Annotated in this window: 8 protein-coding genes and 2 pseudogenes; 1 reads left to right on the forward strand and 9 read right to left on the reverse strand. The window is 62.5% G+C overall.

Features of this window, described 5'->3' with window-relative positions:
* The first annotated feature begins 10 nt into the window (after positions 1 to 10).
* Entirely contained in the window at positions 11 to 1789 is a 1779-nt protein-coding gene (locus AB7M23_RS00355) for a bifunctional diguanylate cyclase/phosphodiesterase (RefSeq protein WP_454240017.1), read from the forward strand.
* Here AB7M23_RS00355 and AB7M23_RS00360 read toward each other — a convergent pair.
* The 9 genes and pseudogenes from AB7M23_RS00360 to AB7M23_RS00400 form a co-directional block, all read right to left on the reverse strand.
* On the reverse strand, positions 1765 to 2139 hold the full coding sequence (locus AB7M23_RS00360; protein WP_065761454.1) for a hypothetical protein: 375 nt from the start codon (positions 2137 to 2139) through the stop codon (positions 1765 to 1767). The genes AB7M23_RS00355 and AB7M23_RS00360 overlap by 25 nt on opposite strands.
* Positions 2136 to 2324 (reverse strand): annotated as a pseudogene (locus AB7M23_RS00365) (helix-turn-helix domain-containing protein); the annotation flags it as partial. The gene AB7M23_RS00360 and the pseudogene AB7M23_RS00365, both read right to left, overlap by 4 nt.
* Before the next feature lie 69 nt (positions 2325 to 2393).
* Positions 2394 to 2486: pseudogene (locus AB7M23_RS00370) on the reverse strand (transcriptional regulator); the annotation flags it as partial.
* An 88-nt stretch (positions 2487 to 2574) separates the two neighbouring features.
* Positions 2575 to 3015 carry a YkvA family protein gene (locus tag AB7M23_RS00375; protein WP_065761452.1) on the reverse strand — a complete coding sequence of 147 codons (441 nt, stop codon included), beginning with the start codon at positions 3013 to 3015 and terminating at the stop codon, positions 2575 to 2577.
* Positions 3016 to 3300: 285 nt separating this feature from the next.
* Complete coding sequence (locus tag AB7M23_RS00380) at positions 3301 to 4023, reverse strand: FKBP-type peptidyl-prolyl cis-trans isomerase (protein ID WP_065761451.1); 723 nt, start codon at positions 4021 to 4023, stop codon at positions 3301 to 3303.
* 153 nt (positions 4024 to 4176) lie between these two features.
* Entirely contained in the window at positions 4177 to 5103 is a 927-nt protein-coding gene (gene pcaQ, locus AB7M23_RS00385; RefSeq protein WP_330522860.1) for a pca operon transcription factor PcaQ, read from the reverse strand.
* An 89-nt stretch (positions 5104 to 5192) separates the two neighbouring features.
* Positions 5193 to 5558, reverse strand: coding sequence for a nitrite reductase small subunit NirD (nirD, locus tag AB7M23_RS00390; RefSeq protein WP_099775538.1), 366 nt, complete (start codon positions 5556 to 5558; stop codon positions 5193 to 5195).
* Positions 5558 to 8116 (reverse strand): nitrite reductase large subunit NirB, encoded by a 2559-nt coding sequence (nirB, locus tag AB7M23_RS00395; protein ID WP_454240018.1) that lies wholly within the window; start codon positions 8114 to 8116, stop codon positions 5558 to 5560. Before nirB ends, nirD begins: the two co-directional genes overlap by 1 nt.
* Positions 8117 to 8383: 267 nt before the next feature.
* Positions 8384 to 12448, reverse strand: a complete 4065-nt coding sequence (locus AB7M23_RS00400; protein ID WP_454240019.1) for a sulfite reductase subunit alpha — start codon at positions 12446 to 12448, stop codon at positions 8384 to 8386.
* Positions 12449 to 12723 lie beyond the last annotated feature (275 nt).

Consider the following 12723-nt stretch of genomic DNA (forward strand, 5'->3'; position numbering starts at 1 on the left):
AACGCCTGACATGACCGTGACCGAACAGCTTAGCGCGCTGAGCTCCATCCTGGCTCAAAGCGGCTTGCACAGCCTGTTCCAACCCATCGTCTGCCTATCAGAACGGCGTATTCTCGGTTATGAAGCCTTAAGCCGCGGCCCTTCCAACAGCCCGCTGCACTCCCCCATCAACCTGTTCGCGGTGGCCCGTCAGGCGGGTCGGCTGACTGAGCTGGAAGTGGCCTGCCGAGAAAGTGCCTGTCGTCGCTTCAGCCAGCAAAAACTGGAGGGCAAGCTGTTCCTCAACGTCTCGCCGGAGTCGTTGCTGGAGCCGCAGTATCAGTCGGGGCGCACCCTGAAAATGCTGGAAGACATGGGCCTGTCACCAAGCCGGGTGGTCATTGAGTTGACTGAACAGACCCCCACCGATGATTTCCAACTGTTGTTCAATGCCCTGCACCACTACCGCGACATGGGTTTTTCCATCGCCCTGGACGACCTCGGTGCCGGTTACTCGAGCCTGCGGTTGTGGTCGGAACTGCGTCCGGACTACGTGAAGATCGACCGCCACTTTATCGATGGCATTCACCTGGACGCGGTCAAACGAGAGTTCGTCGGTTCTATCCTGCAAATTGCCAAAGCCTCGCGGGCGCAAGTGATTGCCGAAGGCATCGAGTTGGCCGAAGAGCTCAGAGTGCTCACCGAAATGGGGGTGGACCTGGTTCAGGGCTACCTGCTGGGCCGCCCTCAGGAACAGCCGCCGCGCAGTATCCAGAACGTGCTGCCAAGCCAGACGAACGTCAGTCAAACCCTCAACGAGGAAAGTAGCGACCTTGAGGCGCTGTTGATCGACCAGCCGGCGGTGATGGGCGATACCCCTACCGCACTGGTACTGGAATCGTTCCGCCGCCAGGCCAACCTGAACTCTCTGGCCGTGCTGGATGCCAACCAGCGCCCCTGCGGCATCGTTCACCGGCATGCGTTCTCCGACGCCCTGCTCAAGCCCTTCGCGACCGACCTGTTCGCACGCAAGCCAATCAGCCGGCTAATGAGCGAGGACTTTCTTGCCGTGGAGCTTAGCCAGTCTCTGCAGCAGGTCAGCCGACTGCTGACCAGCCGGGCACGCCAACGCATCGAGGAAGACTTCATCATCACCCAGAACGGGCAGTACCTGGGCCTGGGGCGGGTCATCGACGTGCTCAAGTTGATCACCGAGCAAAAAATCCAGCAGGCCCGCTACGCCAACCCCCTGACCTTGCTGCCGGGCAACGTGCCGATCCAGCAATGCCTGACGCACCTGCTGCAGCAGCAACGTGAGGCAGCCATCTGCTACGTGGATATCGATAACTTCAAGCCGTTCAATGACATCTACGGCTATGCCCGTGGTGATGAGGTTCTGCTGTGCCTGGCGCAGTGCCTGAGTGAACGGGTAGACCCCAGCCGCGACTTCGTCGGGCATATTGGCGGCGATGACTTCATGCTGGTGCTCAGTGCCAGTGACTGGCACACACGTTTGAAGCAACTACTGGAAGACTTTCAGAAACAGTGCCGACGCTTCTACCGCGCCGAACACCTGGAGGCGGGATGTTTCGTGGGCCATGACCGTCAAGGGCAGCATCAGGCCTTTGAACTGTTGTCGCTGTCCATCGGCGTGGTAAAGCTACACGCACAAGCGGGCATGCAGCTCAATGCCGGGCAACTGGCAGAGTTGGCCTCCAAGGCCAAGCACTATGCCAAGGACATCAAAGGCTACAGCCTCTACGTGATCGAAACCGCCGAACTGGCTCAGGCCTCAGCCTCGGCCGGGTAACTGTACTCGAACACCCGAACCACTTCTGACGCATGCCAGGACGCAGCAGCCATGCCATCGGACGGCCCGGAAAAACGCCCCAGGCGTTCGACACACTCGAAAAAGCCGGTGCGTGGCAAGCGACTGGCGCCTTGGCTGATCACCAGCGAACTGCGCAGCGGCTGCTCGGCACGAGCATCCAGCACGGCCAGGTACTCCAGCGCTGCGGTGAGGGTCTGCATGGCCGGGCTCGGCAGTTGCAGGCGCTCAAGCAAGGCGCGATAGGTCAGTAGATGGCGCTGCCGACGCGCGACGTCCAGCTCGCCCAGCAGGCTTTCCCACTGCTGGCGGCTGATCCGCACGCTGCTCACGATGGATCACTCCAGCCAGGCACACCAAGCTCCCACGCCAGGCTACGGCGAATGGCGGCATCGGGCTGGCGCTCGCCACGCTCAATCATGCCCAGGTAGGCCGGGCTGATACCCACGGTTCGTGCCAGTTGCTCCGGGGCCAGGCCCTTGGCCTGACGCAACTGAGCCAACTCACTCAAGCTCGGAACACGGGCCGGTGCCGACTCGACAACCGGCTCGCAGGTGACCTGCTGGCCGCTTGAATCAACCGCAGGCTGACCGGCGGCCTTGAGCAGGGCCTGGTAGTGCTCCCAGGGTACGACCGCATATTCCGGTTGGCCGTCCCGGCTGATGACCTGAATACCCATTACAACCCCCTCGTAGGACAACTCGCATGTAATCGGTAGGCATAATCCTTATGCCAATTATATTACCAGCCAACGGAAGCGTGCGGCGTCAGCTTTTTTTATGCTCCAGGGACAATGCCTCAGGCGAATCAGGCAAACGTTCTACAACGCGCAGCTTCTCCGGAGCCTGCCGATCACGCCAGGCACGAAAAGCCGCCATTTCATCGCCCACCGCCTTGAGCACCCAGGCCAGCACCGCGATGTCATCGAGCAAGCCCACCCCCAGCAACCAGTCTGGAATGGCATCCAAAGGGCTGACAAAGTACAACAGGCCCGCCACTACCGTGACCATGGCCTTGGGGCTGATTGCCCGGTACTCGCCGCGCCACCAGGCCAGGCACAGCGCCTGCAACAGGCGTACATCATCTTTCAGCTTGCCCAGCTGCGGCCCTTTGCGGGCCACGGCAAAAATCAGCGCAGGGAGCCGCCCACGGCTGAGCAAACGCTCGGCCAAAGGCAGAAAACGAGTGAAATTCCACGGAGCTTTCATGGAGCCTCCAAGCAATACCTCAGGGAAGGTTATCCACAATTATTGTGGATAACCTTGTGAACAGACCCGCTTTTGAGGCTCAGGGTGCCCGTAGCACAAGGGCCTTACTCAAATCGGGCGTTTTTTACACACCTGTTTAAATACGCAATCGTTCGGCTGCAGCGTCAACAGGTTGGGCGATTCAGACCTCGCCCTGCATGGGCCTGATGGTACAGGGAAATGTCGCCCTGCCCCAGAAACGACAACGCCCCGTGAGTACGGGGCGTTGTCAGTACAGGCGTAAACTTACTTGGCGTCAGCTTCGGCTTCTGGCTTCGGCTGATCCTTGATGCCCAGCAGTTCCAGCTCGAATACCAGCACGGAGTTGGCCGGAATCATCGGGCTTGGGCTCTGTGCGCCGTATGCCAGATCGGACGGGATGTACAGCTTGTACTTCTCGCCAACGTGCATCAGTTGCAGGCCTTCGACCCAACCCGGGATCACGCCGCTGACCGGCAGGTCAATCGGGCTGCCACGCTCAACCGAGCTGTCGAAGACCTTGCCGTCGATCAGCTTGCCTTCGTAATGAACAGTGACCACGTCGGTCGGCTTGGGCTGAGCGCCATCGGCCTTCTTCACGACTTCGTATTGCAGGCCGGAAGCGGTGGTGACAACACCCGCCTTCTTGCCGTTTTCTTCGAGGAACTTCTTGCCGGCAGCGGCCGACTCTTCGCTCATCTTGACCAGACGTTCTTCGGCACGCTTCTGCAGTGCGGCGAAGGCTTCGACCAGTTCCTCGTCCTTGATTTTCTGCTCTTTCTTGCCGACAGCATCTTCGATGCCTTGGGCGACCGCCTTGGAGTCGAGGTCGTCCATGCCTTCCTGAGCCAGGCTCTTGCCCATGTTCAGGCCAATACCGTAGGAGGCTTTCTGTGCCGGAGTTTTCAGCTCGACGCTGGTCTGCGAATCGCAACCCGCCAGTACCAGGCCAACCAGGGCAACCGCAGCCGCCAACCGATGCTGTTTCATGCTATTTCCTTGTTCATGCGCCAATAGGGCAATCGAGTAAAGCCGCGAGCTTATCAGGCCGCCACGACCAATGGCTACCGGCATGAGAGCGAGAAAACGGGGATAAGTTCAGACAGATAAAACCTTCTTCATCCAGATAACGGCCAATGGCCGCTATCGCTCAGCGCGATACGCTCCGGCAACCTCGCGCAGCACCTCGCACAACCACTGTGCAGGCAGTGACGGGGGCAAGGCGGCATTGCTGCAAATACCGACCGAACCGCCCGGCTCACGCACGCCCAGGTCCAGTTCGCACAGCTCACCCGCATCAAGATCGACCCGTACGGCATCGCGTGGCGCGACCCAGACCGCATCACTGCCCAATACATACCGGCGGCTCAAGGCCGGGGAAAGGGTTTCCAGGCGTTGCAACGACGGCTCGATCGCGCACTGCACGAACAAACTGTCGGCATGTTTGCGGATGGTGGTCCCGGCCAACGGTAACACCAAGGGGTAGTCGCCGACACGGTTGCGCTCCAACGGTTGACGCTGCAACAACGGATGGCCCGGACGCACCACCAGGGCCATCGACTCGCTGTACAGGTGCTCGAAGATCAGGCCCTGGATTTGCGGGCTGTCGGTCATTCGGCCAATGACCAGGTCCAGCTCGCCGACATGCAACTGCGCCAAGAGGTAGGCACCGGGGCCGGTGGCGACACTGACCACCAACGCCTCATGACGCTGGTGCAAACGGCAGAGCGCCTCGGGCATCAACAGGCTTTCGACCGTGGACAGCACCCCGACCCGCACCTGCGGCGGTGCGTGCTCCTCACCGCGCACGCTGCTCACGCCCTCACGCAAGGCCTGCACGCTAGGGCCTGCATAACGCATGAAGCGAAACCCGGCCGGGGTCAGTTCAACGCCCTGCTTGCCTCGCTCGAACAAGCGCGCCTGCAGCAAGTCCTCCAGTTCCTTGAGGGTTTTGGAGGTCGCAGGCTGACTGATTGCCAGGACATCGGCAGCCTTGGCGAAACTGCCCTGCCGGGCGATTTCGAGAAAGCACAGCAGATGGCGGTATTTGATACGGGTGTCGAGGTTCATGCCAGGCAGTGTAACGGCCTGCCGCGCAGGCGGCGACTGCTTTGAACAGCCACCACCGCCCGCTCAAAAGCCGCCGTGGCCGACGTGTGCTAAGGGGCAGCCACCTCGACGCAGTCGCCATTGAAGCGCACAGCCCATACCCGCAGTACCTGCTGCGGGTCTTCCAGACAGCGCCCGTCCAGCAGACTGAAGTGCTGTTTGTACAACGGCGCCGCCACGACCGGCTGCCCGTTGAGGCTGCCAATGATTCCACGTCCGATCACATTGGCGCCGGACTGCGGGTCATGGTTGTCCACGGCATACAGTGCCTGCGCGGCCTCCGGCAAGTAGAACAGGGCCACCTGGGCGTCACCCAAGCGGGCCACCACCCCTGAATTGGGTACCAGGTCATGGCGGCTGCACACCGCCTGCCAGTCTTGCAGGTCAACACGTACCGCTTGATTCGACGGGTTCATCACAGCACCTCTTCAGTGGTCGGGATCAGGTGAAGCTCGGCCTTGCCCACCGGCCGGCGCTGGCCGCGCTCCTTGACGAAATGAATCGCCGGATCTGCACGGTGGTCATTGACGAAAGTACGGAAGCGCTTGAGCTTCTCGGGGTCTTTCAGGGCATTGGCCCATTCACACTCGTAGCGATCGACTACCTGCTGCATCTGCGCTTCCAGCTCGGCGCCCAAGCCCAGGCTGTCGTCGAGGATCACCGCCTTGAGGTAATCCAGCCCGCCCTCAAGGCGCTCGCGCCAGACCGACGTGCGCTGCAGTTTGTCAGCGGTACGGATGTAGAACATCAATACGCGGTCGATGGTGCGAATCAGGCCGGCATCGTCCAGGTCCGTGGCGAACAGCTCGGCGTGCCGTGGACGCATGCCGCCGTTACCGCAGACATAAAGGTTCCAGCCCTTCTCGGTGGCAATCACGCCGATGTCCTTGCTTTGCGCCTCGGCGCATTCGCGGGTACAGCCAGACACGGCGAACTTGAGCTTGTGTGGCGAACGCAGGCCCTTGTAGCGGTCCTCCAGGGTGAGCGCCATGGCCACGCTGTCCTGCACGCCGTAGCGGCACCATGTGCTGCCGACGCAGGACTTCACCGTGCGGGTTGATTTGCCATAGGCATGCCCGGTCTCAAAGCCAGCGGCGATCAACTCGGACCAGATCTCCGGTAACTCATGCAACTGCGCGCCGAACAGGTCGATGCGTTGGCCGCCGGTGATCTTGGTGTAGAGGTCGTACTTCTTGGCCACCTGACCAATCACGATCAACTTGTCCGGTGTGATTTCCCCACCCGGAATACGCGGCACCACCGAGTACGTGCCGTTTTTCTGCATGTTGGCCATGAAGGTGTCGTTGGTGTCCTGCAACGGCACCAGCGCGGCATCCATGATCGGCTGGTTCCAGCAGGATGCGAGTATCGAGCCTACCGTCGGCTTGCAGATATCGCAGCCCAGGTGGCCACGACCATGACGGGCGTGCAGGTCTTCGAACGTCGTAATGCCCTCGACCCGCACCAGTGCATAGAGCTCCTGACGAGTGAAGGCAAAGTGCTCGCATAGGCTCTTGTCCACCGCCACACCGCGGGCGCTCAGCTCATGTTCGAAGACCTGCTTGAGCAAGGCGGCGCAGCCACCGCAACCGGTGCAGGCCTTGGTCTGGCCCTTGAGTTGCGCCAGGTCGCTACACCCCCCGTCGATGGCCGCACAGATCGCGCCCTTGCTGACGTTATGGCACGAGCAGATGGTGGCGGCGTCTGGCAAGGCATCTGCACCCAGTGCTGGCGTGGCGCTGCCCAATGGCAGGATCAAGCCGGCGGGGTCCGCTGGCAGGGCAATAGCATTCTGCACGTACTGCAACAGGGTGTCGTAGTAACGGTTATCACCGACCAGCACCGCCCCCAGAACGCGCTTGCCCTCGGCGTCGATCACCAAGCGCCGGTAGGCGCTGCCAGCCTCGTCGATAAAGCGGTAGCTGCGCGCACCGGGGGTCGCCGCGTGTGCATCGCCAATGGAACCGACATCCACCCCCAACAGCTTGAGCTTGGTCGACATGTCGGCACCGGCAAAGGCCTCGAATGGCTCACCCGCCAAGGCTGACGCCAGGTTGCGGGCCATGCTGTAACCCGGGGCCACCAGGCCGAAGACGCTGCCGTTCCATGAGGCACACTCGCCGATGGCAAAAATCCGTGGGTCGCTGGTGCGGCATTCGCCATCGATCACGACCCCGCCCCGTGGCGCGATTTCCAGACCGCAGCCACGGCCCAGGCTGTCCTGCGGGCGAATGCCAGCCGAAAACACAATCAGGTCGGTTTCCAGGAACTGGTCGCCATCGAAATTCATCCGGTAACGGAAGTCGCTGCCTTCAACAATGCTCTGGGTGGCACGAGACAGGTGTACACCGACACCCAACGCCTCAATCTGGGCGCGCAGGGCCGCACCGCCTTCAGTATCCAGTTGCACCGGCATCAGGCGCGGTGCGAATTCCACCACATGGGCTTCAAGCCCCAGGGATTTGAGGGCGTTGGCTGCCTCCAGGCCCAGCAGACCACCACCGATGACCACGCCACGCTGTGCGCCATAGGCCGCCGCGCGAATCGCATCCAGGTCGTCCAAGGTTCGATAGACCAATCGCGCCGCACCGTCCGGCCCGGGGATCGGCGGCACGAAGGGATAGGAGCCGGTGGCCAGGATCAACCGGTCAAACGGGTAGCGGCCCTGCGCCGTCACCACTTCACCGGCCTCGCGGTCGATCTCGACGACCGCCTCCCCCAAGTGCAGCCGCACGCCATGCTCGGCATACAGTTGCGCATCACCCAAGGCCAGGGTTTCAGCATCGCTGCCACTGAAGTACTCCGACAGGTGCACGCGGTCGTAGGCACGCTGACGCTCCTCGCCGAACACCCGCAGGTCGAAGCGGGCCAAGGCGCCGCGCTCGATCAGTTGTTCGACGCAATGATGGCCCACCATGCCGTTGCCGACGATGATCAGACGTTCCCGTTGCTCGATGGTCGCTTGAGCGTTCATAGCGTTTCCTCACACTGGCCGATCACGGCGGCCGGAAAAACACCCACAAAAAAAGGCGCCTGGAGCCGAAGCTCCAGGCGCCTTTGCCTGGTTGTTCATAGTCGTGGTCCGTGGGGCGGATCGCCGTTGATCACCCCTGGACGTTGTAATGTGTCTTCAGCAGATACCGTGCCAACTGCACAAACCCCGCCTATTCAAGGGCATCGCCGCAAACACTAGGCCTCCCGCGGCGCCATCCTGGTGCAGTGCTACCCGTTCTGGGGCATTTCAGTACACATCTCGCCGGTAGCGTTTGGCCTGGCCTAACGCCGCAACATATTCGCCGGCCTGCTCGGTGCTCATCCCACCGTGCTCGGCCACCACCTGCTGCAGCGCGGCCTCCACATCCCGCGCCATGCGTCCGGCATCGCCACAGACATAGAAGTACGCGCCCGCCTCCAGCCAGCGCCACAGCTCGGCGCCCTGCTCCAGCATGCGCTGCTGTACATAGACCTTCTCTGCCTGGTCACGGGAGAACGCCGTGTCGAGCCGCGTCAGGTGGCCATCGCGTTGCCAGGCCAGCAACTCGTCGCGGTAGTAAAAATCACTGTCAGCGCGCTGCTCGCCGAACAGCAGCCAGTTGCGCCCTCGGGCGCCGCGCGCCTGACGCTCCTGGAGAAACGCCCGGAACGGTGCGATCCCGGTCCCCGGCCCGACCATGATCAGCGGCGCCGTATCATCGCTCGGTACGCGGAAATGAGCCGAGGGCTGCACAAAGATCCCAACCTGCCCGGCTTCGGCACGATCAGCGAGGAAGGTCGAACACACACCTTTACGCTGGCGGTAGCGCACCGTCGAAACCGTCAGGTGAACCTGCTGCGGGTGCAACAACGGGCTTGAACTGATGGAGTACAAACGCGGCTGCAGGGGTTTGAGCAGGCTCAGCCAGGTGTCGAGCGGCATGCTTACGGGAAACTGCTGCAGCAGATCGACCAGTTGCCGCCCCCATAGCCAGTCCTGCAACGCGGCGTTGTGCGCCGGCTCCAGCAGGCGTTGCAACTCAGGCTCAGCACTGCAGCGGGCGACCTGTTCGAGCAGCGCAGGCGTGATACGGGCAATCTCCAGTCGATCGCGCAGTGCGCTACGCAACGGCATGGGTGGCTGGCCCTTGAGGCTGACACTCGCCTCCCCGTCAAGTTTCATGGCACTCAGCAGCTCTTCGACCAGTGCCGGGCAGTTGCGCGGCCAGACGCCCAACGCGTCGCCCGCCTGATACGTCAGGCCGCTGCTCGCAAGATCGAACACCACGTGCCGGGTTTCCTTGGCGGCACCGGGCGCATTGAGCAGGCGGTTTTCCACCACCCTTACCGGCAACGGCTGCTGCTTGCTGAAGGTTGGCGCTGTCGCCGCCGGGGACGTGACCGCTGGTGCCGACTCAATTGAAGCCTGCCCAAGGGCCGTCACCAGCGTGCCCAGCCACTGTTCGGCCGGCTCGTCGAAGTCCGGCTCGCACTCGACCCGCTCCAGCAGGCGCACAGCGCCAAGCTCCGCCAGACGCTGGTCCAGCTTGCGGCCGAAACCACAGAACTCTGCGTAGCTGGAGTCTCCCAGGGCCAGTACCGCGTAACGCAGCCCTGTGCAGCGGCTGGCAGACGCAGCCTGCAGGGCCTGCCAAAAGGCCTTGGCGCAATCCGGTGCCTCACCATCGCCAAACGTGCTCGCCACCAGCAGCAGGCTGGCGGCGTTGCTCACCTGCTCAAGGCTGACCTGCTCCATGCTGCTCACCTGAACAGCCAGACCGGCCTCCCGCAAACGCTGCGCACAGTGTTGCGCCAGAGCCTGGCCGTTGCCGGTCTGCGAAGCCCAGAGCAGCCAATGGCTAGTGGCTTCGGCAGGCTCCGGGGCCTGGATTGCAGGGGCCTGTACCGAGGTACTGCGCGAAAACAACCCCGCCAGCAACCCTTCCACCAACAGACGCCGCGCCGGCGCCAGTGGTGCATTGACCGGCAAGCTCGGTACGCCCTGCTGAGGGCTGTTACGCAGACCCAGCACATAACCCTGCATATACAGTTGTTCATCCTCGGCCAAAGCCAGTTCAACGCGGTTGTTCAGGCCGAGCAGTTGGCTGAGGGTTTCGATCGGCATGGTCGCAGACTCCTGAAGCGTGTGGGCCGGCAGTTCAACAGCGGCAATACGTTCACCGGCAACCCGGCTGAGGGCCACGGCGCAGTACTTGAACGCAGGTTGCAGGGAAACCGGGTCGATGGCATCGCTGGTCAGTGCATTGATCGCCAAACGCTCGCCATAGACATCATTCCAGTGAAAGGGGGCGAAGCAGTTGCCAGGCAGTACCCGCTCACTCAGGCGCGCCGGCAATAACGCCTCACCACGCCGGGAGCGAACCTGCACCTGATCGTGCTCAGCGATACCCAATTGCCGTGCATCTTCGGGGTGAATCTCCAGGTACGGGCCAGGCTCCAGCGCATTCAACGCGCTGACCTTGCCGGTCTTGGTCAGGGTGTGCCAATGGTGCTGTACCCGCCCGGTATTGAGCACCAGCGGGTAAGCTTCGTCCGGTAGCTCCGCTGGAGGCAGGTAGGGCCGGGCAAAAAAGCGTGCTTTGCCGCTGGCCGTAGCAAAGGCGAGTGACGGCCGCTGGCCTTGGGCGTCCTCGTGCAGCCGCTGACTGATACCGTCATTCAGGTAGCGTTGCGGGTGCCGTGTATCAGCCTGATCGGGTGCACAGGGCCATTGCCGTGGCGCCTGGCGCAACAAGGGGTAACTGATACCGCGCAGGTCGTAACCTGTGTCGGGGTTCCAGGCCTGGCGCAGCTCATCGAAAATCTGTTCGGCACAGGTGTAGCTGAACGCGGCCTCATAGCCCATCGCACAGGCCACTCGGGCGATGAGTTGCCAGTCCGCCAGGCTCGCGCCCGGTGGCTCGACGGCCTGCGCCGTGAGGGTCAGGTTGCGCTCGGAGTTGACCATTACCCCATCGGCTTCAGCCCAGAGCGCTGCCGGCAGGAGGATATCGGCATAGCGATTGGTTTCGGTATCGAGAAAGGCGTCCTGGGTGATGACCAGCTCGGCCGTTTGCAGGCCCTCGATCACCTGCTGACGGTTGGCGACACTGGCCACTGGGTTACTGCAGATGATCCAGCAGGCCTTGATCCGCCCGGCAGCCATGCCCTCGAACATGGCGACGGTGCCGTCTCCGGCATCGGCCCGCAGGCTGCCACGCGGCACCTGCCAGAGGTCCTCAACGAAATGACGGTCAGCCTCTGACAGCGCCGAACGCTGGCCGGGCAACCCCGGCCCCATGTAGCCCATCTCACGTCCGCCCATGGCATTGGGCTGGCCCGTCAGCGAAAACGGTCCGCAGCCGGGGCGGCAGATCGCCCCGGTGGCCAGGTGCAGGTTGCACAGCGCATTGGTCTGCCAGGTGCCGTGAATACTCTGGTTCAGGCCCATGGTCCAGCAGCTGAGCCACGCGGGTGCTTGGCCGATCCACTCGGCGGCCTTGCGGATATCGGCTTCGGCCAGGCCAGTAATCTGCGCCACCTGCGCCGGCGCATAGTCCTGCAGGAAGTCCGGCATGGCCTCCCAGCCCTCGGTAAAGCGCTCAACGAACGCCGTATCCACCGCGCCGTTGATCAACAACAGGTGCAACAGACCATTGAGCAGTGCCAGGTCGGTACCGGGTTTGATCTGCAAGAACAGGTCGGCCTTTTCCGCTGTCGCGGTGCGCCTGGAGTCGACCACAATCAGCCGGGCGCCGGCCTTGCGCCGGTCAAGCAGGCGCAGAAACAGGATCGGATGACAGTCCGCCATGTTGGCGCCAATGACAAAGAACAGCTCGCTGTGGTCGAAGTCCTCATAGCTGCCAGGCGGGCCATCCGCGCCCAGCGAGAGTTTGTAGCCACTGCTGGCGCTGGCCATGCACAGCCGCGAGTTGGACTCGATATGCCGGCTGCGCACGAAGCCTTTGGCCAGCTTGTTGATCAAGTACTGGGCCTCCAGCGACAGTTGCCCGGAAACGTAAAACGCCAGGGCATCCGGGCCATGCTCGATGAGGAGGGTCTTCAGGCGCCGGGCCGCCTCGTCGATCGCCTGATCAATTGCGGTCTGCACCGGGTCGCGCTGACGCGAGTGACGGACAAAGGCCTGCTCCATGCGTCCCGACTCGCGCAGCGGCTGATGGCAGGTCTGCCCTTTGGTGCAGAGCCGCCCGAAATTGCTTGGGTGCTGTTTGTCACCACTGACCTTGATTACCCGGTTTTCGGCCACGGTCATGACAATGCCGCAGCCGACGCCGCAATAGGGGCAGACGCTGCGCACGGTTGTCTGGGTCATTACCCGGTCTCCTGCTTAGGCAAAACAAAAAGGCGCCCTGCCGCCCCTGCTTGCGTTGCAAGCGGGAGCGACACGGCGCCTTTGTCGTGAATTGAGCAATCTGCGTTGATTGCCTGATGAACAAGCCAAAGCAAGGGCCGCGCCAAACTGCAACAGCCCGTCATCTGCGGCGTCAAACCAACACCACAGGGGTAGCAACGCACCATTGCGGAACAACCCGCACCAGTGCGAGGCAGGCGCTGAAGACTGCAGTTTGCCGCTAACCAGCCGGGTCT

The organism is Pseudomonas sp. HLS-6 TE3448 (assembly GCF_053629555.1).